This is a genomic window from Streptomyces luteolus (assembly GCF_029968015.1).
GTDB classification, from domain to species: Bacteria; Actinomycetota; Actinomycetes; order Streptomycetales; family Streptomycetaceae; genus Streptomyces; species Streptomyces luteolus.
The window spans coordinates 55,262-78,194 of the sequence record NZ_JASCIS010000035.1; the positions used below are offsets into that span (position 1 = coordinate 55,262).

Below are 22,933 nucleotides of genomic sequence, written 5' to 3' on the forward strand. Positions count from 1 at the left end.
GACGCCGCTGCCTCCGTGAGAGTCAAACAACCGACGGTTCGTCAGTTGGCCCCGTCGGAAGGGGTGTCGGTGACGATCGTCTCGCCGCGCGGGTCGGAGGCCATCAGGTTCGTCGTCCCGTGAGCCTTGCCCACCTCGGCCGCGACGGGCTCGACGGCCTTGCCGGTCTTGATCCCCGTCTTCGCCCGCCGCCCCCGCTTCTCGATCCACGTCGCCAGCCACGACAGCACCAGGCAGAGCCCGATGTAGATCGCACCGAAGACGGCGACCGTCTGGACGAACGGGTAAACGCCGTTGACGGGCGTGTTGTTGGCGATCAGGCGGGCCGAGTGCAGCAGCTCCGGGTAGAGGATCATGAAGCCGAGCGAGGTGTCCTTGAGGGTCACCACGAGCTGGCTGATGATCGTCGGCAGCATCGAGCGGATCGCCTGCGGGAACAGCACCAGCGTCATGACCTGGGACTTGCGCAGGCCGATCGCGTACGCCGCTTCCTTCTGGCCCTTCGGTACGGCGTTGACGCCGGCGCGCAGCACCTCCGCCTGGACGCAGCCGTTGTAGATCGTCAGGCCGACGACGAGGGCCCAGAACGGGGACATCGTGCCGAGGATGCCGACCCACAGGGCGAAGATCGTGATCAGCAGCGGGATCGAGCGGAAGAGGTCGATGAAGACGACCGCGACCCACCGCACCGGCTTGTGGTCGGAGAGCCGCGCCACACACAGGACGACCGCGAAGACCAGTGAGAAGACACCGGCAAGCGCGAACACCTGGAGGGTGGCGAGCAGCGCTTCGAGGATGTTCTGGCGGATGCCCGCGTAGTTGAAGATGTCCCACAGGGCGGGGTCGAACTCGCCCTTCTCGTTGAGGCGCAGGATCACCCAGGCGATGCCGCCGAGCAGTGCGGCGCTGCCGATGACGGTGTAGATGATGTTGCGGACCCGGGCCTTGGGGCCGGGGGCGTCGAAGAGAACGCTCGCGCTCATCGGGCGACCTCCAGGCGGTGCTCCAACAGCCGGAAGAGACCGTTGATGGCGTACGTGACGATCAGATACGCGAGGGTGATCCAGAGGAAGATCACCGCGATGTCGTAGCCGTCGTTGCTCAGGGTCTTGGAGACGTTGAACAGGTCGACGTTGTTGAAGGCACCGGCGATCGCGGTGTTCTTCGTGAGCGCGATGAAGATGCTCGAAAGCGGCGGCACCACGGTGCGGGTGGCCTGCGGGAGCACGATCATGCGCATGGTCTGCGTGAAGGTCATGCCGATGGAGCGGGCGGCCTCGGCCTGGCCGAGCGGCACCGTGTTGATGCCGGAGCGCACCGCCTCGGCCACGAACGCGGAGGTGTAGAAACCGCAGGCGCAGACGGCGAGCAGGAAGGAGTCGAGGTCAGGGAAGAGGACCTTCGGCACCACGAAGAACGCCACGAGGAACAGCAGCGTGAGCGGGGTGTTCCGGAGCAGGGTGACCCAGAGGGTCCCGAATATCCGCAGCGGCGGCACGGGCGAGACCCGGAACCCGGCGATGATCACGCCGAGCACCATCGCCACCAGGGCGCTGGCCCCGGTCAACTCCAGGGTCCCGATGAACCCCTCGCGGAACAGCGACAGGTTGTCGAGCAGTACGTTCATGAATTCTCCGCGAGGGGTTCGCGACGGTCGCAGGTCTTCGCGACGGGGCCCTGGTGTCCGGGGATGGGATCACGGACATGAACAGGGACGGCTCCGGCAGCGAGGCGCACATGGATCGCCCCGCCCCGCCGCGCCCTGGGGTGCGTACGGAGCGGGGCGGGCAGCATTACTTCGGGTCGGTGAAGGCCGGCGGGTCCTTGTACTCGGAGCCGGACTTGCCGAGGGTGGCCTCGAAGGCCTTCTTGTAGTCGCCGTTGTCGATGTGCGCGGTGAGGGCGTCCGCGACGGCCTTCTGCAGCGCCTTGTCGCCCTTCTTCAGGCCGACGCCGTACGGCTCGTCCGAGAACGTCTCACCGACGACCTTGAGCTTGCCCTCGTTCTGCGCGGCGTAGCCCATCAGGATCGCGTCGTCGGTGGTGACGGCGTCGACCTGCTTCTGCAGGAGCTGGGCCACGCACTCGGAGTACTTGGACAGCTCGGTCACCTTGGCGCCGTACTTCGGCTTCTTGATGTTCTGCAGCGGCGTGGAGCCGACGATCGAGCAGACCTTCTTGCCGCGCACGGTCTCGGGGCCCTTGATGTCCTTCTCGTCCTTGCGGACCAGGAGGGAGGCGCCGGCCTGGAAGTACGGGCCGACGAAGTCGACCTGCTTCTTGCGCTCGTCGTTGATCGTGTACGTGCCGATCATCAGGTCGACGTCGCCCTTGGCGACGGTGGTCTCGCGGGCGCCGGAGTCGACCGTCTTCCACTCGATCTGCTTCGGGGAGAAGCCGAGGTCCGCCGCGATCATCTTGGCGATCTCGATGTCGAAGCCGGAGCGCTCCTTGGTCGACTGGTCCTCGAAGCCGAGGTACGGCTGGTCGGCCTTGGCGCCGATGATCAGCTTGCCGCGCTTCTTGGCCGCCTCGAACACCGGGGAGTCGACCTTGGCGTCCTTGTTCACCTCGTACGAGAGGGACTTGGTGTCCGAGGTGTCCGGGCCCTTCGGCTTGTCGCCGGCGGAGCCCTGCTTGCCGCCGCACGCGGTGGCCGTCAGGGCGAGGGCGGCCACGACGGCCGCGGTGGCTGCGGTTTTGCGGAGCTTCATGGTGCACATCCTTCGTGTCGTCAGGTGCTGAGACGTGTGCGGGCGGGAGTCCTTCAGGGAGAAGCCCTTGAAGGGGGCCCTTGAAGGGGGCCCTTTGAGGGGGAGTCCTTGAAGGAGGAGCCCGGCGCAGGGACGTCTGCGGGCGTCCGGGGCCTGGAACCCCGGCGCCGCGGGTCGGTCAGTGGTGCAGGATCTTCGACAGGAAGTCCTTGGCCCGGTCGCTGCGCGGGTTGCTGAAGAACTCGTCGGGGGTGGCCTGTTCGACGATCCGGCCGTCGGCCATGAAGACCACGCGGTTCGCGGCGGAGCGGGCGAAGCCCATCTCGTGCGTGACCACGACCATCGTCATGCCGTCCCGGGCGAGCTGCTGCATCACCTCGAGCACCTCGTTGATCATCTCCGGGTCGAGCGCCGAGGTCGGCTCGTCGAAGAGCATGACCTTCGGGTCCATCGCCAGGGCACGGGCGATGGCGACGCGCTGCTGCTGGCCGCCGGAGAGCTGCGCCGGGTACTTGTCGGCCTGCGTGCCGACACCGACGCGGTCGAGCAGGGCGCGCGCCTTCTCCTCGGCCGCGGCCTTCTCCACCTTGCGGACCTTGACCTGGCCCAGCATCACGTTCTCGAGCACCGTCTTGTGCGCGAAGAGGTTGAAGGACTGGAAGACCATGCCGACATCGGCGCGCAGCCTGGCCAGCTCCTTGCCCTCCTGGGGGAGCGGCTTGCCGTCGATGGTGATGCTGCCCGACTCGACGGTCTCCAGCCGGTTGATCGCACGGCACAGCGTGGACTTGCCGGATCCGGACGGACCGATCACGACGACGACCTCGCCGCGGTCGATGGTCAGGTCGATGTCCTGGAGCACGTGCAGCGCGCCGAAGTGCTTGTTGACGTTCTTCAGCGCGACCAGCTCGTCCGCCGCGGGCGCGGCGTCCTTGGTCACTGATACTTCGGCCATGGGGGTTCTGGCTCCATCCTCCTCGGTTGGGGAGGACAGTAGTAATGCCGTACGACCAGCGTCATTACATCTGAGGGGAAATTGAGCATAACGATCCGGCCGCAACCGGACACTCCGTGTGAACAGGGCGTCCCGGCTCCGTACCGGCTGCATAACGGAACCCGGCCGTGACCCGAAGGCTCTTGACGCCGTCCTCATCCATCGGCGTGACTGCCTTGGTGCGCCTCGCGTGCGCGCGCAGACCGCGTGCGCGCCCAGACTGCCCGTGCCGACCGACCGGCCGATGAACCGAAGGGAGCCGGAATGAGGCTGTTGCTCGTCGAGGACGACAACCATGTCGCCGCCGCGCTCTCGGCGGTGCTCGCCCGGCACGGCTTCGAGGTCGTGCACGCGCGCAACGGCGAGGAGGCGCTGCGGGCGCTGCTCCCGCCCGATACGAACGATCCCGCCAAATCCGACAAATCCGCCAAATCTGGCTTCGGGGTGGTGCTGTTGGACCTGGGCCTGCCCGACCAGGACGGCTACGAGGTCTGCGGCAAGATCCGCAAGCGCACCGCCACCCCCGTGATCATGGTGACCGCCCGCGCCGACGTCCGCAGCCGCATACACGGCCTGAACCTCGGCGCCGACGACTATGTGGTCAAGCCGTACGACACCGGCGAGTTGCTGGCCCGGATCCACGCCGTCAGCCGGCGCACCGTGCCCGAGGAGGCCGCCGGGCCCGCGGACGACTCCCTCAGCCTCGGTCCCGTACGCATCGAACTGCCCACCCGGCAGGTGAGCGTGGCCGGGCAGAGCGTCCAGCTGACCCGCAAGGAGTTCGACCTGCTCGCGCTGCTCGCGCAGCGGCCTGGTGTGGTGTTCCGCCGGGAGCAGATCATCAGCGAGGTGTGGCGCACGAGTTGGGAGGGGACGGGCCGGACTCTTGAGGTCCATGTCGCCTCGCTCCGCTCCAAGCTGCGCAGCCCCGCGCTGATCGAGACGGTGCGCGGAGTCGGCTACCGCCTCGTCGCCCCCGCCCAGGGCTAGGCGTTCGGTGCGGACCCGTCTCCTCCCGCTGCTCATCGTCCTCATGGCGGGTGTGCTGCTCGCGCTCGGCTTTCCGCTCGCGGTCAGCCTCGCCGCGGCGCAGCAGCAGAAGGTGGTCATCGACCGCATCGACGACACCGCCCGGTTCGCCGGACTCGCGCAGTACGTCACGGAGCGCCCGTCCGGCTCGCGGCGCCTGCAGAAGGACGAGCGGCTCGCCACGCTGGAGAAGCAGCTCGTCCGCTACCACGACGTGTACGGCATCAGGGCAGGCGTCTTCTACCGGAACGGCGACGTCATGGCCAGCGCGGACAACTTCCAGGTGCCGGAGGACGGCGAGGGCGACGAGGCGTTCCGGGAGGCGCGGGCCGGGCGCGGCAGCCACGACCCGAAGCAGGTCTGGCCCTGGCAGGACCGCCGCTTGTACGTGGCATCCTCGGTGATCCGGGACGGTGACGTCGTCGCCGTCGTCGTCACCGACTCGCCCACGGAGAAGATGCGGTCCGAGACGCTGCACGGCTGGTGGCTGATCGGTGCGGGCGAGGCGGCGGCGATGCTGCTCGCGATCGGCGCGGCGCTGCGGCTGACCGGCTGGGTCCTGAAACCGGTACGCGTACTCGACGCGACGACACACGACATCGCCACCGGACGCCTGAAGTCCCGGGTCGCGGCGGCGGGCGGCCCGCCCGAACTGCGGCGCCTGGCACGGTCGTTCAACGAGATGGCCGACCATGTGGAGGACGTGCTCGAACAGCAGCGGGCATTCGTCGCGGACGCCTCGCACCAGCTGCGCAATCCGCTGGCGGCGCTGCTCCTGCGCATCGAGCTGCTCGCGCTCGAACTCCCGGACGACAACGAGGAGATCGCGTCCGTACGCACCGAGGGCAAGCGGCTCGCGCAGGTCCTGGACGACCTCCTCGACCTGGCCCTCGCCGAGCACGCGCCCGCGGATCTGCGGCTCACGGACATCGGGGAGCTGGCGGCCGAACGCGTCGACGCGTGGCGGCCGTTGGCGCAGGACCGGGAGGTGGAGCTGCGCTGCGCGGGCCTGGCGGCGGCGACCGCGTGGGCCGACCCGGTCGCGCTCTCCAGCGCACTGGACGCGGTGGTCGACAACGCGCTGAAGTTCACTCCGGCGGGGGAGTCGGTGACGGTGACCGTCGCGTCCAACGGCTCCTCCGCGACGATCGTCGTCGCCGATGGCGGGCCCGGGCTCACGGAGGACGAGCTGGAGCGGATCGGGGATCGGTTCTGGCGGAGTGGGCGGCACCAGAATGTGAAGGGGTCGGGGCTCGGGTTGTCGATCACTCGTGCCCTGCTGGCGGCGGGCGGGGGGTCCATCGGGTACGCACCCAATGAGCCGCGGGGGCTGCGGGTGACGGTCACGGTGCCGCGCACGTCCGGCTGATCTTTCCCCTCCCCGCCCCTTCCCGAAAGTCCTCGCCGGACGGGCCTCCTCAATCGCCGGAGGGGCTGAAAAATCAGCCCCTCCGGCGATTGAGGAGCGGGGTCTGGGGCGGAGCCCCAGTTCGGGAAGGGGCGGGGAGGGGAAAATCAGCGGGTGAAACGCAGCGTCACCAGTTCGAACGGGCGCAGGCTCAGGGCGACTTCACCCCCGTCCAGCTCGTACGACGGGCCGCCCTCCAAGGGGCGCTCCAGCAGGTCCGTCCCCACCACAGACCCCGGCTCGAACCCGAGCTTCAGGGAGGCGCGGGCGCGCCCACCGCCCGCCTCGTAGCACCGCACCACCACATCCCCCGACCCGTCATCCGCCAGCTTGACCGCGCTGACGACGACCGAGTCGAGGTCCACCGACACCAGCGGAGCGACCGGCCCGGAGCCGAGTACCCGCCGTTCCGGCACGTTGATCGCGTACCCCTCGCGCACCGCGTCCGTGATCGTCGCGCCCGGGGCGAGCGCGTAGCCGAAGCGGTGGACGCCCTGGTCGGTCTGCGGGTCGGGGAAGCGCGGGGCGCGCAGGAGGGAGAGGCGGACGGTCGTCGTTGTACCGGGGTTGCCCGTCGCGTCGGGACGGACCGTGCGGGTCACGTCGTGGCCGTACGTCGAGTCGGTGACCAGGCCCACGCCCCAGTGCGGCTCCGCCACGTGCACGAAGCGGTGGTTGCACGCCTCGAACTTGGCGGCCTCCCAGCTGGTGTTGGTGTGCGTGGGGCGGTACAGGTGCCCGAACTGCGTCTCCGCCGCGTACCGCTCCGCGTGCACATCGAGCGGGAAGGCCGCCTTGAGGAACTTCTCCGTCTCGTGCCAGTCGACCTCGGTGTCGATGTCGAGGCGCTTCGCGCGAGGAGGCAGAGACAGCGTCTGCCGTACGCGGCTGTCGCCGAAACTACGCGTCACCGTGACCGAACTCCCCTCCACCGTGAGGGAGTCGACCTGCGTGAGGTCCGTGACCACATTGCGGTAGAACGCGTCGACGTCCCAGGCGTCCCACATGTTCGGGAAGTCCGGGTGGATCTGCAGCAGGTTGGCCGCCTCGCCCGGAGCGACCGTCTCACGGTCCGCCGCGATGTCGTACGCCGAGACGACCAGGCCGCGCTCGTCGACCTCCACCCGGAGCAGGCCGTTGTCCAGGATGTGACCGCCGTCCGGGCGGGGCGTCACCGCGACCCAGCCGGACTCCTCGTACGGGCCCGCCGCGCCCGCGGGCACTCCGCCGCGCGGGTGCGCCGCCGCGTTGAAGACCAGCTCCGTGTCGCCGTCCCCGGCCAGCGCGCGCTGCGCCGCCTCGACGATCCCGGTCAGCTCCTCGGCCACCGCCGCGTACGTCTTCTCCGCCTCGCGGTGCACCCAGGCGATCGACGAGCCGGGCAGGATGTCATGGAACTGGTGCAACAACACCGTCTTCCACAGCCGGTCCAACTGCTCGTAGGGATAGGCGAAACCGGTGCGGACGGCCGCCGTCGCCGACCAGAGTTCCGCCTCGCGCAGCAGGTGCTCGCTGCGGCGGTTGCCCTGCTTGGTCTTCGCCTGGCTGGTGAGGGTGGCGCGGTGCAGCTCCAGGTACAGCTCGCCGACCCAGACCGGCGGCTCCGGGTACTCCGCCTCGGCCTTGCGGAAGAACTCGGCGGGCTTCTCCCACTCGACCGTCGCCGAGCCCTCAAGGGACCTCATCCGGCGGGACTTCGCGATCATCTCGCGGGTCGCGCCGCCACCGCCGTCGCCCCAGCCGGTCGGCGCGAGCGAGTGCCGGGCGACGCCCTTGTCCTTGAAGTTCCGTGCCGCGTGGGCGATCTCGCTGCCCTTCATCGAGCAGTTGTACGTGTCGATCGGCGGGAAGTGCGTGAAGATCCGGGTGCCGTCGATGCCCTCCCACTGGAAGGTGTGGTGCGGGAACTTGTTGATCTGCGACCAGGAGATCTTCTGCGTCAGCAGCCACTTGGAACCGGCGGCCTTGATGATCTGCGGCAGACCGGCCGCGAAGCCGAAGGTGTCCGGCAGCCAGGCCTCCTCGTTCTCGACGCCGAACTCCTCGATGAAGAACCGCTTCCCGTGCACGAACTGCCGCGCCATCGCCTCCGAGCCCGGCATGTTGGTGTCCGACTCCACCCACATGCCACCGGACGGTACGAAGCGGCCCTCGGCGACCGCCTTCTTGACCTTCGCGTAGACCTCCGGGCGGTGCTCCTTGATCCAGGCGAACTGCTGGGCCTGGGACATGGCGAAGACGAACTCGTCCTCGCTCTCCAGGAGGTTGGTCATGTTGGACGTGGTACGCGCCACCTTGCGGACCGTCTCGCGCAGCGGCCACAGCCACGCCGAGTCGATGTGCGCGTGCCCGACCGCGCTGAGCCGGTGTGCGGAGGCGTCGGCGGGGGCCTGGAGGACCTGCGCCAGGTGGGCACGGGCCGCGACCGCCGAACCGCCCACGTCCTGAAGGTCCACCGCGTCCAGGCAGCGGCCGACCGCGCGCAGCAGCTCCCAGCGGCGGCCGCTCTCGACCGGCAGCTCGTGCATCAGCTCGCCGACGACCTCCAGGTCCTGGATCAGCTCCCACACGTCCCGGTCGAAGACCGCGAGGTCCATCCGCGTCAGGACGTAGCACGGCTCGTCGCCCGCCGTCTCCTTGTCGCCCAGGTCGGTGGGCCGGAACGGGTTGTCGCCGAGGATCACCGGGTTGGACGCCGCCTCCAGGCGCCATTCGACGCGCTCCCCACCCGCGACGGGGTCGCCCACCCGCACCCACTGATTGCGCGGGTTGACCGCCTTGAGGGGCTCGCCGTCCGGCGTGTAGACGAGCGCCTCGCACTGGAAGCCCGGCATCCGCTCGTCGAAGCCCAGGTCGAGCACCGCCTCCACGGTCTTCCCGGCCCACTCGGCGGGCACCTCGCCGGTCACCTTGAACCAGGTCGTCGCCCACGGCGCCCCCCACCGCGTACCGACCTCGATCGGCGTGTGCGAGGCGGCCAGGCCCTCGGCCACCGGCACCGGCTCGCCCGGCGCGACCCAGGCCTCGACCGCGAGCGGCACCGACTCGGGGTACACGGCGGGGCGGATGCGCTCGTCGAGCACACGCTTGAGGCGGGCCTCTACGAGGGCGCGGTCGTCATGCATGGGGGCTCCGTATCTGTTCGGCTCTGTTCGGCGTACTCGCTCGGTGTCGTGGCTGTACGAGGAGGGGTTACCAGGGGTGGGCCACCGCAACCGCCTCCGAGGTGGTGAACAGCTCTCCCACCGCCCGCAGTTCGAACCGCACCGCCCGCTCGCCCTGCTCGGCCTTCAGTCCTCGCACGTACGCGGCCCGCGCGCAGGTGCCGGTGAGGAAGCGGCGGGCGCCGTCGGGCAGGACGCGGTGCAGCTCGTATTGACCTCCTCCGTCGCCCTGGAGGGCGTGGATTCTCCGTCTGTGGGTGGTCCTCGTAGGTGAGGGGCACCCACTCGGGTGGGTTCCTGGTTCCTTCCCACGTGGTGTGGGGTTTGTGCGCGCTGCCGGGCTGCTGCCTGGTCTTACGTGCGCTCCACAGGCGTTTGCCGTTGCCGTTGCCGGCGTCGGGCCCCAGGTCCTGGGGTGGATGGTGCTGTCGCAGAGGCCGCGAGGATGCGGCGGCCTTCATTGCGGACGTTCTTGCCCGCGTTCCAGTCGCGGTCATGCAGGGTGTCGCAGTTCGGGCACGACCACTGCCGGATGTGGAGTGGTTTGGGTCCGTCGAGGTGTCCGCAGGCGGAGCAGATCTGGGACGACGGGAAGTGCCGGTCGACCTTGGCGAAGTCTCGTCCGCGCCGGATCGTCTTGTACTCGCAGAACATCACGAACTGCGCCCAGCCCGCGTCGTGCACGCTCTTGGCGAGCCGGGTACGCGCTAGTCCACGCACGTTCAGGGTCTCAGTGAAGACGGCTTGGTTCTCGCGCGTCAGCTTGTGAGTCCACTGGTGGTGGAAGTTGCGGCGCGCATCCGCCACGTTGGCGTGTGCGCGGGCGACCTTGATCCGGGCCTTGTCCCGGTTGCTGCTGCCCTTCTTCTTCCGCGACAGCTCCCGCTGCCGCTTCTTCAGCTTCTTCTCCGCACGGCGCAGGTACTTCGGGGAGGCGATGTGCGAGCCGTCGGCGAGGACGGCGAACCGGGTAAGGCCCAGGTCGATGCCCTGGTCTCCGTCCGTGGGCGGAAGGATGTCGGCGGCGGGGTCGGTCTCCACGACGAAGCTCGCCCAGTACCGGCCGGAACGGTCCTTGATCAGTGTCACCGAGCTGGGGGCAGAGGGCAGGTCACGGGTCCATTTCACTTTGAGGTCGCCGATTTTTGGCAACCTCAGCTTGCTTGTCTCGGTGATCGACCAGCGGTCGGAGCGGGTGAACCGGGCAGCCTGCTGGTTGTCCTTGCGGGACTTGAACTTCGGCGGGGCGACCTTCGGCCCCTTGCGCCTACCGGTCTTGGAGTCCTCATGCGCCTTCCACGCTGCGTCCAGATCCCGGAGGGTCTGCTGCATCACACCGACCGGCGCATCGATGAGGAACGCCCGCTCGGGAGTCTTCTTCGCCTCGGTGATCAGCGTCTTGGCCAGGTTCGGGTGCTTCGGCACCAACCGGTATGGGCCGTGAGCCAGCCGCTTCTTCGGGTTGCCGAGTAGCTTGTTCGATGCCTTGACCGGCTTGATCCGTGACAACGCGTCGTTCCAGACCACACGCCTGCACCCGAACACCCTGGCCGCGCGGATGCGCTGACCGGGCGTCGGACAGACGCGGAACTGGTACCGAAGCTGCATGCCGATCACCGTACGGGCCTGCCGCGTACTCTCGCGCGAAAGATCACACTCGGCCGAAACGGCTCTCTGTGTGAGCAAGCACGTTCGAACCATTGCGATCACTCGACCGTTCGAGGCTTCACCGGCTCCCCCCTCGCCGGATCTGTCGGGGGCGCCCCCGCTCGCGCCGAGGCGTTCACCGGCACGGGTGTGAAGCGTTCCGCGAGCGGCACCGTCGAGCGGTTGAAGGCCAGGTCCGCGTCGCCCTCCGGTGTCCAGTCGAGCAGGGAGCGCCAGACGGCGCCCTCGCCCGGGCTGCCGGACGGGAGCGAGTCGGGGAACCAGTAGGACGCGTACGGCTGCAGGTCGTCGGCGGCCCGTCCCGTCTCGGCCGTCGCCCGGGTCGCGGGCGTGAGCAGCGCGGCGGCAGCGGCGGCCGAGGTCAGGACGACGGTGCGGCGGGTGGGGTGGTTGCCGGTCATGGCTGGGGGCTCCTCGGTGGGGGGAGGGTTCAGACGACCTCTTCGGGCGTGACCGTCGCGGTGATCCCGCGCGCGGCCAGGTGTTCCTTGTCGTGCGCGTACGCGGCGAGGACCACGGCGGGCCGTACGCCCTGCGCGGTGAGCGCGGCCCAGGCCTCGAAGAACGCACCGCCGGGCGCGCACACCGAGCGGTCCGGAGCGGTCACCGGATCGGTGTCCAGGACCAGCGCGGTCGTACGGGGAGCCGGCCGGTGTTCGCGGCCGCGCCACTCCTCGACGATGCCCGCGATGGCCTTGCCCGCGGGTTTCACGGCCCGGTCGACCGTCAACAGGCCCAGGGAGTACTCCAGTTCGGGGAAGTCGGCAAGGCCGCGCGAGACGTCGTGCGAGCACCACCAGGTGACACCCCACACATGCGCGCAGTCCAGGGCGTTCGCGACCGTCGCCTCGGTGAAGCGCGCGGCGTGCTCGGCGGGGATGTGCGGCGCGGGCGCCCCGACCTCCTGCAGCCACACCGGCCTGTGCGGGTCGGTGTGCCAGGCACGGGCCAGCTCGATCAGGTACGCGGCATGGTGCTCGGTGGCCGTGCCGGTGCGGCCGTGCCGCTGCGCCGTGCCGTTGAACACCCAGGAGTGCACGGCGGTCGCGCCGCCGAGCCGGGCGGCCTGCGCGGGCGTGAAGGGGTGCCCGTCCTGGTACCAGGCGGCGTCGTACTCGGCGTGCAGATGCAGCCTGCCGGGCGCCCCGGCCTCGCAGGCGGCCAGCATCCGCTCCAGCCAACGCGCCGCCTGCTCGGGGGAGATGCGGTCAGGATCCGGGTGCGGGTCGTACGAGAACTGGTTGACCTCGTTGCCGACGGTCATGCCGAGGAAGTTCGGCCGGTCGGCGAGCGCGGCGGCCAGGGTGCGCAGGTACGCCTCCTGCCCGGCGACGACGTCCGGGTCGGTGAACAGGTTCCGGCGGTGCCAGGTCCGGGTCCACGCGGGCAGGAAGTCGAAGCTGGACAGGTGGCCCTGGAGCCCGTCGACGTTCACGTCGAGCCCGCGCTCGGCGGCCGCGTCGGCCAGGGCGACCAGCTGCTCGACGGCGCGGGGGCGGATCAGGGTGCGGTTCGGCTGGAACAGCGGCCACAGCGGGAAGACCCTGATGTGGTCGAGCCCGAGCTGCGCGATCGAGTCGAGGTCGGCCCGTACGGCATCGAGGTCGAAGTCGAGCCAGTGGTGGAACCAGCCTTGCGTGGGGGTGTAGTTGGCGCCGAAGCGGAGCTTTTGGGCGGTGGCAGGGTGCGGCATTCAGGTCCTATCGGGGGGTGACATCTCAGCCCGTCCGGCGTTTGAGGACGAGCCCGAAGGGCGATCGACGGTGCGGTGGACGACGGTGCGCTGAAATCGCCGAGCGGCCTACCCCTTGACCGCCCCCTCACCGACCCCCCGGAAAAAGAACCTCTGCAAGCAGGCGAACATCACGATCAGCGGGAGTACGGCGATGATGGTCCCGGCCGCGACCAGGCGCTGGTCGTGCGCGAACGTGCCGTGCAGATAGTTCAGGCCGATGGTGAGGGTGAAGTTGGACTGGTCGCTCAGCACGATCAGCGGCCACAGGAAGTCGTCCCAGGCGCCCATGAACGCGAAGATCGCGACGACCGCGAGCGTGCCCTTCACCGAGGGCAGCGCGATCCGCCAGAACCGCTGCCAGGCGTTGGCCCCGTCCACGTACGCGGCCTCCTCGACCTCGTACGGCAGGTTGGCGAAGGCGTTCCGCATCAGCAGCACGTTCATCGCGCCGATGCAGGCGGGCAGCACCACACCGACCAGGGTGTTGTTGAGCTGCAGCTCCCGCATCGTCATGAACTGGGCGATGATGATCGACTCGACGGGCACCAGCATCGCCATCACGAATACGACCAGGGCGGCCTTGCGGCCCCGGAAGCGCACCCTGGCCAGGGCGTATCCGGCCAGTGCGGCGCCCGCGCAGTTGGTGAGGACGTTGGCCGTGGCCACCTTCAGGGAGTTCAGGGCGAAGTCCCAGACGGGGATGAGGTCCGCGACCTTGGCGTAGTTGTCGAGCGTCGGGTCGCCCGGGAGCAGCTTCGGCGGGTAGCTGTAGATGTCCTCCGTCGGGCCCTTCAGGGAGGTCGACAGCTGCCACAGGAACGGGCCGACCATCAGCGCGAACACCGCGAGCAGCAGTGCGTACCGCAGTACCAACTGCCCTACGGGCAACCGGCGTCCGCTCTGCCGCTGGTTCATGCGTCCTCCCTGCGGTTGGCGCGCAGCACAAGGAGCATCAGGCCGAGGGTGATCACGAAGACCACCACCGAGAGCGCCGAGGCGTAGCCGACCCGGCCGCTGAGGCCCGTGCCGACCTGCTGCACCAGCATCACGAGCGTGGTGTCCGCGCCGCCGGGCCCGCCGCCGGGACCGGCGAGCAGATACACCTCGGAGAAGACCTTGAAGGCGTTGACCGAGGACAGCGCGGCGACCAGGACCATCGTCGAGCGGACCGCCGGGACGGTCACGGTAAAGAACCGGCGCACGGCTCCGGCGCCGTCCACGGCGCAGGCCTCGTGCAGCTCGCGGGGCACGTTGGCGAGCGCCGCCAAGTAAATGATCATGTAGTAGCCGAGGCCCTTCCAGACCGTCACCAGCATCGCGCTGAGCAGCAGCAGCCACTGGTCGCTGAGGAAGGACACCGTGCCGAGACCGAGCGCCCCGAGCACGGAGTTGACCAGGCCGCGGTCGTCGAGCATCCACACCCAGATCAGGCCGACGACCACCACGGACGCGACCACGGGCGTGTAGAACGCCGAACGGAAGAACGTAATGCCGGGCAGGTGCCGCTGCACCAGGAGTGCGAGCAGCAGCGGCAGGATCACGAGCAGCGGCACGGCGCCCAGGACGTACAGGACACTATTGCGCAGCCCGGTCCAGAACATGTCGTCGTGGACCAGCTCCTGGTAGTTGGCGCCGCCCACGTACTGCCCGTCGATCAGCGTGCGCTTGTCGGTGAAGGAGTTGATCACCGTTGAGACGAACGGGTACAGGCTGAACCCGCCGACGATCAGCAGGCCGGGACCGAGGAACAGCCAGGGGCTGGAGGGGAGATGGGTACGGATGCGGCGGCTGGAGGGGAGGTGGGTACGGATGCGGCGGCTCATCTGCGGTACGTCCCGTCTCAGCCCGCGCTCTTCAGGAGCCGGTCGCACTCGGCCACGGCGTCGTCCAAGGCCTGCCGCGGGGACTTCTCGCCCTGCATGGCCTTGGCGACCTCGTTGCGCAGGACCGTCTTCATCTGGTCGCTGAACAGCACCGGGGTGTAATTCACCGCGGTCTTCAGGGACTTGGCGGCCGCCACCCGCACCCGCGTCTCGTCCGTTCCGTCCTCCTCGGTGAAGAACGGGTCGTCGAGGCTGCCCTCGGTGGACGGGAAGACCGTGACCTCGTGCGCGAAGTCCATCTGGTTCTCGGCGTTGGTCACGAAGTGCGCGAACGCGACAGCCGCCGGCTTGACCTCGCTCCGCGCGTTCACCATCAGGCCCTGCACGTACATGTTGTCCTTGCCGGTGTTGCTCACCGCGGGCGTGATGCCGATGTTCTTGTAGAGGCTCGGCGCCTCCTTCTTGAACTTGCCCAGATCCAGGGCGCTGCCCGGGTTCATGGCGATGGACTGCTGCTGGAACTTGCGGCCCGTCGCCTCGGCCTCGTTGGTCAGGGCCTGCGAGTCGAGGGCGCCCACGTCGTACAACTCCTTGTACTTCTTGAGGAGTTCGACGCCCTTCGCGTCGTCGAAGGTGAACTTCGTGCCCTGCTCGTCCATGAGCGGCACGCCGTAGCGGCCGAAGTCCTCGATCGCCGGGGCGTTGCCGAGCATCGCGATCCTGCCCTTGCTCCGGTCCGCCATCTCCTTGGCGTCCTCGAAGAGCCGGTCGTACGTCGTCGGCGGCTTCTCGGGGTCGAGGCCCGCCTCCTTGAACAGCTTCTTGTTGTAGAACATCGGGCCGGTGTTCAGATACCAGGGAAAGGCGTACGTGCCCTCCATGCCCGGTATTTGGTGGCTCTTCCAGGCGCCGTCGAGGTATTCGTCCCTGTACTTGCCGGCCGCCTTGTCCAGGTCCAGGGCGAGGCCCGCCTTCGCCAGCGGGACGGCGAGGTCGGGGGAGACGTTCACGACATCGGGCAGGGTGCCGCCGGCGGCGTCGGCGCTGAGCTTGTCGGCGTAGTTCTCGGCGGGCTGGTCGATCCACTCGACCTTCGTGCCCGGGTGCTTCTGCTCGAAGTCGGCGATGAGGCCCTCGAAGTACTTCTTGAAGTTGGTTCTGAGGTTCCAGGTCTGGAACTCGACCGTGCCCTCGACCTTGCCGGACGCGCTGTCCGAGCCGGCACCGCCGGACGCCCCGCAGGCCGCCATGACGAGTGCGCACGCCGTGGCGATCGCGGTCGTGGTGGCGGCACGGCGGGCTGTACGGCGGGCCGCGCGGCGGGCTGTATGGCGGGCCGCGCGGCGCTCTTGTCGACGGGATATGCGCATGGCTTGCGGCTCCTCTGCTCGGACCGGAAACAACTCGGATGCGCGCAACCGAAGTTCTACTAATGCGGTTTAGCGGTGTCAATGGTCCGGGCCCAACCGACGCTTTGCTGCTGGCCATTGGCCCGGCTTCGAGTGAGGCGGGGGCTTGAGGAGCTAATGCGGTTTAGCTTAAATACCGCGTATACCGCGTATACGTAGAGGAGCACGAGGAGCCCATGACATGACGCGTCGCCCCACCATCAAGGACATCGCGCGCCGGGCAGGGGTCTCGGAGAGCGCCGTCTCCTTCGCGCTCAACGGCAGGCCGGGGGTCTCCCAGGGCACCAGGGACCGCGTCCAGCGCGTCGCCGAAGAGCTCGGCTGGCAGCCCAACAGCGCCGCCCGCGCCCTGTCGGGGCTGCGCGCCGGGTGCGTCGGCCTCGTGCTCGCGCGGCCCGCGCACACCCTGGGCGTCGAGTCGTTCTTCCTCCAACTCGTCTCCGGCGTACAGGAAGTGCTCGCCTCCCGGAAGGTGGCGCTGCTGTTCCAGGTGGTCGAGGACATCGACGCCGAGTGCGCGGTGCACCGGCGCTGGTGGGCCGAGAAGCGGGTCGACGGCGTGCTCATCGTGGACCCGCGCGCGCACGATCCGCGGCCCGCCCTGCTCTCCTCGCTCGGCCTGCCCGCCGTGGTCATCGGCGCGCCCGCGTCGGGTTCGGGCTCCGCCGAGCTGTCCACGGTGTGGGCCGACGACTCCGCCGCCATGGCCTCCGTACTCGCGCACCTCCACGAGCTCGGACACCGCCGCGTCGTGCACGTCGCCGGACTGCCCGGCCTCGCCCACACCGAACGCCGGATCAGCTCACTGCGTACGGAGGCCTCCCGGCTCGGCCTCACCGACGCCCGCTCGGTCACCACCGACTACTCCGACGCGGAGGGCGCCGAGGCCACCCGGCGCATCCTCGACGAGGCCGAACCGCCGACCGCGATCATCTACGACAACGACGTGATGGCCGTCGCGGGCGCCTCCGTCGCCGCCGAGCGCGGCACCGCCGTACCGGCCGAACTGTCCATCGTGGCCTGGGACGACTCGGCCCTCTGCCGCGTCACGCACCCCCGCCTGACCGCGCTCGTCCGGGACACGTCGGGGTTCGGCCGCCTGGCCGCACAGGAGCTTCTCGACCGGCTCGACGGGGGGCCGGTCCGCAGTATCCAGGCGGAGCTTCCTCGGTTGGAGCCGCGGGAGAGTACGGGGCGGGTGGGGGTGCGAGGCGTTTGATCCCCTCCCCGCCGGAGGGGCTGCTTTTAAGGGGCGCGGGGAACTGCGCGACCGGCCACGGCGGCGCGAAAGCCGAACGACGGCCGAGAAGCGGGGCCCGGGGGCGCAGCCCCAGGAGCTGCCCGCTGAGGCCACCCGGCGCCGGTGCTACGACTACGGCTTGACCGACCGGTAATAGCGGCGAGCGCCATCGTGCAGCGACAGCGGGTCCGTGTAGATCGCCGTACGCAGATCCACCAGCTGGGCCGCGTGGACCTTGCGGCCGATGTGGTCCCGGCTGTCGATCACCGTACGGGTCAGACGCTCGGTCAGAGCCGAATCCGCGCGGTCGGTGGTGACCAGGAGGTTGGCCACCGCGATCGTCGGCACCGGGGTGTTCTCCCGCATGCCCGGGTACGCGTCGGCGGGCATCACCGCGGCCCGGTAGTACCGCGAGGCACCGCCCTGCTTGTGCAGGCCCTTGACCAGGTCGTCCAGGCGGACCAGGCGGATGTCGGCGCGCTCCGACAGCTCCCGCACGATGGTCGTGGGCAGCCCGCCGGACCAGAAGAACGCCTCGATCTCGCCCTTCTCCAGCTGCTCCGGCGCCTTGTTTATGCCGCTCGGCTCGGCCTCGACGTCCTTCTCGGGGTCGAGCCCCGCCGCCCGCAGGACCCGCTCCGCGATCAGCCGTACGCCCGAGCCCTCCTGGCCGACGGCGACCCGCTTGCCGCGCAGATCGGCGGCCCGCGTCACGGTCGAGTCGTGCTTCACGACGAGTTGGACGTAGTCGTCGTAGAGCCGGGCGCAGCCGCGCAGGCGCTGCCAGCCGGGGCGCTCCTCCAGGCGGTACTTCTCCACCGCGTCGGCCGCCGCGATCGTGTAGTCGGCCTTGCCCGCAGCGACCCGCGCCACGTTCGTCTGCGAGCCCTCGCTCTGCATCAGCTCCAGGTCGAGGTCGGGCAGATCGTCGGCGGCGGCGGTCTGGAGGAGCTGCCCGTACCGCTGGTAGACGCCCGACTGCAGGCCCGTACTGAAGACCACCTTCCCGCCCGGCGATGACTCGCCGAGCGGCAGCAGCCACCAGAGCAGCAGCCCGAAGACCACCAGGGCGGCCGCGGAGCCCTGCAGGGCGCGGCGCCTGCTGATCCGGGGGAGTGCCTGCGACATGACCGCGATCCTGCCAGCTCACCCCACCTGCCGACCAGGGCTCCCTCGCGCTTGCGGCCCTGACCCCGCCTCTCGTCCCGACGCTCCCCCGGACCCCCTTACCCTTGTCCGTATGACCAGCGTGGGCCGGAGTGAGACCGTGGACGACAAGCAGGCACAGGACGTAGCCGTTCCGAAGAGCTATGAAGTGCGGACCTACGGGTGCCAGATGAACGTCCACGACTCGGAGCGGCTCTCCGGCCTCCTCGAGGACGCAGGCTACGTGCGCGCGCCCGAAGGCGCCGACGGTGACGCCGACGTCGTCGTGTTCAACACCTGCGCGGTCCGCGAGAACGCCGACAACCGGCTCTACGGCAACCTCGGCCGGCTCGCCCCGATGAAGACCAGGCGCCCCGGCATGCAGATCGCCGTCGGCGGCTGCCTCGCGCAGAAGGACCGCGAGACGATCGTCAAGAAGGCCCCCTGGGTCGACGTCGTCTTCGGCACGCACAACATCGGCAAGCTCCCCGTCCTCCTGGAGCGCGCCCGCGTCCAGGAAGAGGCGCAGGTCGAGATCGCCGAGTCGCTTGAGGCCTTCCCCTCGACGCTGCCGACGCGGCGCGAGAGCGCGTACGCCGCGTGGGTGTCGATCTCCGTGGGCTGCAACAACACCTGCACCTTCTGCATCGTGCCCGCGCTGCGCGGCAAGGAGAAGGACCGCAGGACCGGCGACATCCTCGCCGAGATCGAGGCCCTGGTCGCCGAGGGCGTCTCCGAGATCACGCTGCTCGGCCAGAACGTCAACGCGTACGGCTCCGACATCGGGGACCGCGAGGCGTTCAGCAAGCTGCTCCGCGCCTGCGGGAAGATCGAGGGCCTGGAGCGCGTCCGCTTCACGTCCCCGCACCCGCGCGACTTCACCGACGACGTGATCGCCGCCATGGCCGAGACGCCGAACGTGATGCCCCAGCTGCACATGCCGCTGCAGTCCGGCTCCGACCCGGTCCTGAAGGCGATGCGCCGCTCGTACCGCCAGGAGCGCTTCCTCGGCATCATCGAGAAGGTCCGCGCCGCCATGCCGGACGCGGCGATCTCCACCGACATCATCGTGGGCTTCCCCGGCGAGACCGAGGAGGACTTCGAGCAGACGATGCACGCCGTGCGCGAGGCCCGCTTCGCGAACGCCTTCACCTTCCAGTACTCCAAGCGCCCCGGCACGCCCGCCGCCGAGATGGAGGGCCAGATCCCCAAGGAGGTCGTGCAGAAGCGGTACGAGCGCCTCGTCGCGCTCCAGGAGGAGATCTCCTGGGCGGAGAACAAGAAGCAGGTCGGCCGCACGCTGGAGCTGATGGTCGCCGAGGGCGAGGGCCGCAAGGACGGCACGACGCACCGCCTCTCCGGCCGCGCCCCCGACAACCGCCTGGTGCACTTCACCAAGCCGGACGCCGAGGTCCGCCCCGGCGACGTCGTCACGGTCGAGATCACCTACGCCGCCCCGCACCACCTGCTCGCCGAGGGCCCCGTCCTCGACGTGCGCCGCACCCGCGCGGGCGACGCCTGGGCGAAGCGCAACGCCGCCGAGGCCGCGAAGCCCGCCGGCGTCATGCTGGGCCTGCCCACCATCGGCGCCCCCGCCCCGCAGGCGGCTCCGGCCCCTTCGGGCTGCGGCTGCGACTGACCGTTCACGGACCTGCCGCAACGCGGACCTGCCGTTACGGGTGCCTCCTGTACGGGCGCCTGCCGCCGGTGCCCGTACAGGCTGCGGCACACCGCGGCCAGCTACCCTGCCGATCATGCTCGTTGCCGCAGCCGTCTGCCCCTGTCCACCGCTCCTCGTGCCGGAGGTCGCCGCAGGCGCCGCCGGTGAACTGGCCGAGGCCCGCGCCGCCTGCGCCGACGCGGTCGCCGTGCTCGCCGCCGCCCGCCCGGACCGGCTGATCGTCGTCGGCCCGGCCGAGCAGAGCCGCCGCGGCACCCACCCGCAGGGCGCCCGCGGCAGCTTCCGCGGCTTCGGCGTGGACCTCGACGTCCACCTCGGCCCCGCCGACCCGGCCGCCCCCGCCGACCGCGAACTCCCCGCGTCCCTCGCCGTCGGCGCCTGGCTCCTGGAGCGCGCCACCTGGTCGTCCGCGCCCGTCACCGGACTCGGCGTGGGCGAGCCCCTGTCCACCGAGCGCTGCGTCGAGGCGGGACGCGAACTCGCCGCACAGGGCGAGCGCGTGGCCCTCCTCGTCATGGGTGACGCCAGCGCCTGCCGCACCCTCAAGGCCCCCGGCTACCTCGACGAACGCGCCGCCGCCTTCGACACCGAGGCCGCCCGCGCACTCGGCGCCGCCGACCTGGCCGCCCTCACGTCCCTCGACACGGAACTCGCGTACGAGCTGAAGGCGGCGGGCCGCGCCCCCTGGCAGGTCCTCGCGGGCGCCGCCGAGGGCGCCGGCCTCAGCGGAGCGCTCCTCTACGACGAAGCGCCTTACGGGGTGGGGTACTTGGTGGCCGCCTGGTCCTAGGCCGCCTGGTCCCAGGGTGTCTCAGCCCGTGGTCGGTCCGCCCGCGCCCGGCGGCGGAGGCGGAGTGCCCGTGCCGCCCGGGCCAGGTGCGCCGCCCGGGCCGGGTGCGCCGCCCGGACCCGCTGTCCCGCCCGGGCCGGGCGTGTCACCCGGACCCGCTGTCCCGCCCGGGCCGGGTGCGCCGCCCGGACCCTGCGTGTCGTCGCCCTTGTCCGCGAACCGGTGGAGCCCCTCCTTCGCCTTGCCCGTACTGGACTGGATCTTGTCGCTGTACTTGCCCTTGGTCCGCTGGTCGACCGTCCGCGCGACCTTGTCCAGGCCGTGGTCGATCTTGTCCCCGTGCTCCTTGGCGAGGCCCGCGGCCTTGTCCTTGGCCGGGGCGAGCTTGGCCTTCAGCGTGTCCAGAAAGCTCATGGGTCCACCTCTTCCGACAATTCCGGTCTAACCTCTCCAAACGTACTCGTACCGGCGAAAATGCGCGTAGGTCGCAGCGGTGGACCGCATCGCCTGTGGAACCGGCACACGCCCGCGTTTGGGAGACTGGGGCGGTGAGCAGCGCAGCAAACACCCCCCGGGTCATCGCAGTCGTCGGCCCCACCGCGGCAGGCAAGTCCGATCTCGGCGTCTTCCTCGCCGGGCAGCTCGGCGGAGAGGTCGTCAACGCCGACTCGATGCAGCTGTACCGGGGGATGGACATCGGCACCGCCAAGCTCACCCCCGAGGAGCGCGGCGGCGTCCCGCACCACCTGCTCGACATCTGGGACGTCACGGTCGCGGCCAGCGTCGCCGAGTACCAGAAGCTCGCCCGCGCCGAGATCGACCGGCTGCTCGCCGAGGGCCGCTGGCCGATCCTCGTCGGCGGCTCCGGGCTCTACGTCCGGGGCGCCGTCGACCAGTTGGAGTTCCCCGGCACCGACCCCGACGTCCGCGCCGCCCTGGAGGAAGAGCTGACCCTGCGCGGCTCCGGCGCCCTGCACGCCCGGCTCGCCGCCGCCGACCCGGAGGCCGCCCAGGCGATCCTGCCGAGCAACGGCCGCCGCATCGTCCGCGCCCTGGAGGTCATCGAGATCACCGGCCGCCCCTTCACCGCCAACCTCCCCGGCCACGACTCCGTCTACGACACCGTGCAGATCGGCGTCGACGTGGCGCGGCCCGAGCTCGACGAGCGGATCGCCGTCCGGGTCGACCGGATGTGGGCGGACGGCCTCGTCGACGAGGTGCGCACCCTGGAGCGCCAGGGCCTGCGCGAGGGGCGCACCGCCTCCCGCGCGCTCGGCTACCAGCAGGTGCTCGCGGCGCTCGCGGGGGAGTGCACCGAGGACGAGGCGCGCGCCGAGACGATCCGCGCCACCAAGCGCTTCGCGCGCCGCCAGGACTCCTGGTTCCGACGGGATCCGCGGGTGCACTGGCTCAGCGGCGCCGCCGCGGACCGGGGGGAACTCCGAGGCCGTGCCCTGGCGTTGGTCGAACGAGCGGTTACAGCCTGATCACGTGATGGCATCGGGACGCTCCGGCGGTCATCCGGGCTCCCGGGGGCGTGCCATCATCAAGCTTCGATCGAGCCAGTGGAGCCGAGTTGGGAGGGCGCGTGGCGATGGAGGCCGGCCCTCGCGACACCGCACACGAGGAACCGGGACAGCTCAGTCCCGACGGTCCTGACGCTTCCCGCACGCCTGCCGACAGCCCCCGCGCGACCCCGGACGGCGTCGTCGCGGACGGCCCCGACGAGCTGGACGAGCACGTGCCCGACGGCGTGACCGGCTCCGAGGTCGAGGTCGAGCTGCGGCCCCGGCGCAGGCTGCGGATCTGGCAGCTCGCCCCCATCGTGATCCTCGCCGCCACCGGCTCCCTGATGTTCGCCTTCCCGCTCGCCTTCGAGTTCGGCGAGGGCGGCCCGGTCGTCGCCATGCTCGGCCTGCTCCTGTGCAGCTGCGCCGCGGGCTGGGGCCTGATGGCCGCCCGCCGCGTCGGCCACACCTGGCCCGGACTGCCCGTCCGGGGCTCCGGCGGCCGGGCCGACTGGCGCGTGATCGCCCTGTACGCCGTGGTCGTCGCCGCTCTCGCGGTCCTCGCGGTCTGGCGCGTGGCCCGGCTGCGCTGACCTGCGCATTCGGACGCTTGCCAGGGTCCGT

General features: G+C 70.2%; 19 protein-coding genes and 1 pseudogene. 7 read left to right on the top strand and 13 right to left on the bottom strand.

Going from position 1 to position 22,933, the window contains the following annotated elements:
• Positions 1-41 precede the first annotated feature (41 nt).
• The 4 genes from QIT00_RS28020 to QIT00_RS28035 all read right to left on the bottom strand — a co-directional run bounded on the left by QIT00_RS28020 (position 42) and on the right by QIT00_RS28035 (position 3,669).
• Entirely contained in the window at positions 42-983 is a 942-nt protein-coding gene (locus QIT00_RS28020; RefSeq protein WP_282538200.1) for an amino acid ABC transporter permease, read from the bottom strand.
• Positions 980-1,627: an amino acid ABC transporter permease gene (locus tag QIT00_RS28025; protein WP_282538201.1), complete on the bottom strand. Its 648-nt coding sequence runs from the start codon at positions 1,625-1,627 to the stop codon at positions 980-982. Before QIT00_RS28025 ends, QIT00_RS28020 begins: the two co-directional genes overlap by 4 nt.
• 166 nt (positions 1,628-1,793) lie before the next feature.
• Complete coding sequence (locus QIT00_RS28030) at positions 1,794-2,714, bottom strand: glutamate ABC transporter substrate-binding protein (RefSeq protein ID WP_282538202.1); 921 nt, start codon at positions 2,712-2,714, stop codon at positions 1,794-1,796.
• Between the two features lie 178 nt (positions 2,715-2,892).
• The gene (locus QIT00_RS28035) at positions 2,893-3,669 is read right to left on the bottom strand and encodes an amino acid ABC transporter ATP-binding protein (RefSeq protein ID WP_282538203.1); all 777 of its coding nucleotides are present in this window, start codon (positions 3,667-3,669) and stop codon (positions 2,893-2,895) included.
• 303 nt (positions 3,670-3,972) lie between these two features.
• Here QIT00_RS28035 and QIT00_RS28040 point away from each other — a divergent pair, with 303 nt between their 5' ends.
• Positions 3,973-4,698: a response regulator transcription factor gene (locus QIT00_RS28040; RefSeq protein WP_282538204.1), complete on the top strand. Its 726-nt coding sequence runs from the start codon at positions 3,973-3,975 to the stop codon at positions 4,696-4,698.
• 7 nt (positions 4,699-4,705) lie between these two features.
• Positions 4,706-6,106, top strand: a complete 1,401-nt coding sequence (locus QIT00_RS28045; RefSeq protein ID WP_282538205.1) for a sensor histidine kinase — start codon at positions 4,706-4,708, stop codon at positions 6,104-6,106.
• 146 nt (positions 6,107-6,252) lie between these two features.
• Here the strand turns inward: QIT00_RS28045 and QIT00_RS28050 are convergent, their stop codons facing one another.
• The 7 genes and pseudogenes from QIT00_RS28050 to QIT00_RS28085 all read right to left on the bottom strand — a co-directional run bounded on the left by QIT00_RS28050 (position 6,253) and on the right by QIT00_RS28085 (position 15,785).
• Positions 6,253-9,270: an alpha-mannosidase gene (locus QIT00_RS28050; protein ID WP_282538206.1), complete on the bottom strand. Its 3,018-nt coding sequence runs from the start codon at positions 9,268-9,270 to the stop codon at positions 6,253-6,255.
• A 393-nt stretch (positions 9,271-9,663) separates the two neighbouring features.
• Complete coding sequence (locus tag QIT00_RS28060; protein WP_282538207.1) at positions 9,664-10,917, bottom strand: RNA-guided endonuclease InsQ/TnpB family protein; 1,254 nt, start codon at positions 10,915-10,917, stop codon at positions 9,664-9,666.
• A 155-nt stretch (positions 10,918-11,072) separates the two neighbouring features.
• Positions 11,073-11,378, bottom strand: a pseudogene (locus tag QIT00_RS28065) (endo-beta-N-acetylglucosaminidase); the annotation flags it as partial.
• Between the two features lie 29 nt (positions 11,379-11,407).
• Positions 11,408-12,670: a glycoside hydrolase 5 family protein gene (locus tag QIT00_RS28070; protein WP_282538208.1), complete on the bottom strand. Its 1,263-nt coding sequence runs from the start codon at positions 12,668-12,670 to the stop codon at positions 11,408-11,410.
• Positions 12,671-12,778: 108 nt separating this feature from the next.
• Positions 12,779-13,627 (bottom strand): carbohydrate ABC transporter permease, encoded by an 849-nt coding sequence (locus QIT00_RS28075; protein ID WP_282538209.1) that lies wholly within the window; start codon positions 13,625-13,627, stop codon positions 12,779-12,781.
• Positions 13,624-14,535: a carbohydrate ABC transporter permease gene (locus QIT00_RS28080; RefSeq protein WP_282538210.1), complete on the bottom strand. Its 912-nt coding sequence runs from the start codon at positions 14,533-14,535 to the stop codon at positions 13,624-13,626. The genes QIT00_RS28075 and QIT00_RS28080 overlap by 4 nt, the downstream gene beginning before the upstream one ends.
• Before the next feature lie 17 nt (positions 14,536-14,552).
• Entirely contained in the window at positions 14,553-15,785 is a 1,233-nt protein-coding gene (locus QIT00_RS28085) for an ABC transporter substrate-binding protein (RefSeq protein ID WP_282538226.1), read from the bottom strand.
• Between the two features lie 340 nt (positions 15,786-16,125).
• Here QIT00_RS28085 and QIT00_RS28090 point away from each other — a divergent pair, with 340 nt between their 5' ends.
• Positions 16,126-17,163 carry a LacI family DNA-binding transcriptional regulator gene (locus QIT00_RS28090; RefSeq protein WP_282538211.1) on the top strand — a complete coding sequence of 346 codons (1,038 nt, stop codon included), beginning with the start codon at positions 16,126-16,128 and terminating at the stop codon, positions 17,161-17,163.
• Between the two features lie 153 nt (positions 17,164-17,316).
• Here the strand turns inward: QIT00_RS28090 and QIT00_RS28095 are convergent, their stop codons facing one another.
• Positions 17,317-18,312 (bottom strand): TAXI family TRAP transporter solute-binding subunit, encoded by a 996-nt coding sequence (locus QIT00_RS28095; RefSeq protein WP_282538212.1) that lies wholly within the window; start codon positions 18,310-18,312, stop codon positions 17,317-17,319.
• Positions 18,313-18,424: 112 nt separating this feature from the next.
• Between QIT00_RS28095 and miaB the strand changes: the two genes are divergently transcribed.
• Positions 18,425-19,969, top strand: coding sequence for a tRNA (N6-isopentenyl adenosine(37)-C2)-methylthiotransferase MiaB (miaB, locus tag QIT00_RS28100; RefSeq protein WP_282538213.1), 1,545 nt, complete (start codon positions 18,425-18,427; stop codon positions 19,967-19,969).
• A gap of 115 nt (positions 19,970-20,084) precedes the next feature.
• Positions 20,085-20,801 (top strand): class III extradiol dioxygenase subunit B-like domain-containing protein, encoded by a 717-nt coding sequence (locus QIT00_RS28105; protein WP_282538214.1) that lies wholly within the window; start codon positions 20,085-20,087, stop codon positions 20,799-20,801.
• 21 nt (positions 20,802-20,822) lie between these two features.
• On the opposite strand, the gene QIT00_RS28110 is transcribed toward QIT00_RS28105, so the two are convergent.
• Complete coding sequence (locus QIT00_RS28110) at positions 20,823-21,215, bottom strand: antitoxin (RefSeq protein ID WP_282538215.1); 393 nt, start codon at positions 21,213-21,215, stop codon at positions 20,823-20,825.
• A 134-nt stretch (positions 21,216-21,349) separates the two neighbouring features.
• On the opposite strand from QIT00_RS28110, the gene miaA reads away from it, so the two are divergent.
• Both miaA and QIT00_RS28120 read left to right on the top strand, forming a co-directional pair.
• Positions 21,350-22,288: a tRNA (adenosine(37)-N6)-dimethylallyltransferase MiaA gene (gene miaA, locus QIT00_RS28115; protein ID WP_282538216.1), complete on the top strand. Its 939-nt coding sequence runs from the start codon at positions 21,350-21,352 to the stop codon at positions 22,286-22,288.
• A gap of 101 nt (positions 22,289-22,389) precedes the next feature.
• Positions 22,390-22,902 carry a hypothetical protein gene (locus QIT00_RS28120; protein ID WP_408909865.1) on the top strand — a complete coding sequence of 171 codons (513 nt, stop codon included), beginning with the start codon at positions 22,390-22,392 and terminating at the stop codon, positions 22,900-22,902.
• The last annotated feature ends 31 nt before the right edge of the window (positions 22,903-22,933 follow it).

Coding starts and splice junctions, on each gene's coding strand:
- QIT00_RS28025 (WP_282538201.1), bottom strand. CDS start 1,627: ATGAACGTACTGCTCGACAACCTGTCGCTGTTCCGCGAGGGGTTCATC.
- QIT00_RS28030 (WP_282538202.1), bottom strand. CDS start 2,714: ATGAAGCTCCGCAAAACCGCAGCCACCGCGGCCGTCGTGGCCGCCCTC.
- QIT00_RS28095 (WP_282538212.1), bottom strand. CDS start 18,312: ATGTCGCAGGCACTCCCCCGGATCAGCAGGCGCCGCGCCCTGCAGGGC.
- miaB (WP_282538213.1), top strand. CDS start 18,425: ATGACCAGCGTGGGCCGGAGTGAGACCGTGGACGACAAGCAGGCACAG.
- QIT00_RS28070 (WP_282538208.1), bottom strand. CDS start 12,670: ATGCCGCACCCTGCCACCGCCCAAAAGCTCCGCTTCGGCGCCAACTAC.
- QIT00_RS28090 (WP_282538211.1), top strand. CDS start 16,126: ATGACGCGTCGCCCCACCATCAAGGACATCGCGCGCCGGGCAGGGGTC.
- QIT00_RS28050 (WP_282538206.1), bottom strand. CDS start 9,270: ATGCATGACGACCGCGCCCTCGTAGAGGCCCGCCTCAAGCGTGTGCTC.
- QIT00_RS28080 (WP_282538210.1), bottom strand. CDS start 14,535: ATGAGCCGCCGCATCCGTACCCACCTCCCCTCCAGCCGCCGCATCCGT.
- QIT00_RS28060 (WP_282538207.1), bottom strand. CDS start 10,917: ATGCAGCTTCGGTACCAGTTCCGCGTCTGTCCGACGCCCGGTCAGCGC.
- QIT00_RS28105 (WP_282538214.1), top strand. CDS start 20,085: ATGCTCGTTGCCGCAGCCGTCTGCCCCTGTCCACCGCTCCTCGTGCCG.
- QIT00_RS28085 (WP_282538226.1), bottom strand. CDS start 15,785: ATGGCGGCCTGCGGGGCGTCCGGCGGTGCCGGCTCGGACAGCGCGTCC.
- QIT00_RS28040 (WP_282538204.1), top strand. CDS start 3,973: ATGAGGCTGTTGCTCGTCGAGGACGACAACCATGTCGCCGCCGCGCTC.
- QIT00_RS28075 (WP_282538209.1), bottom strand. CDS start 13,627: ATGAACCAGCGGCAGAGCGGACGCCGGTTGCCCGTAGGGCAGTTGGTA.
- QIT00_RS28110 (WP_282538215.1), bottom strand. CDS start 21,215: ATGAGCTTTCTGGACACGCTGAAGGCCAAGCTCGCCCCGGCCAAGGAC.
- QIT00_RS28020 (WP_282538200.1), bottom strand. CDS start 983: ATGAGCGCGAGCGTTCTCTTCGACGCCCCCGGCCCCAAGGCCCGGGTC.
- QIT00_RS28035 (WP_282538203.1), bottom strand. CDS start 3,669: ATGGCCGAAGTATCAGTGACCAAGGACGCCGCGCCCGCGGCGGACGAG.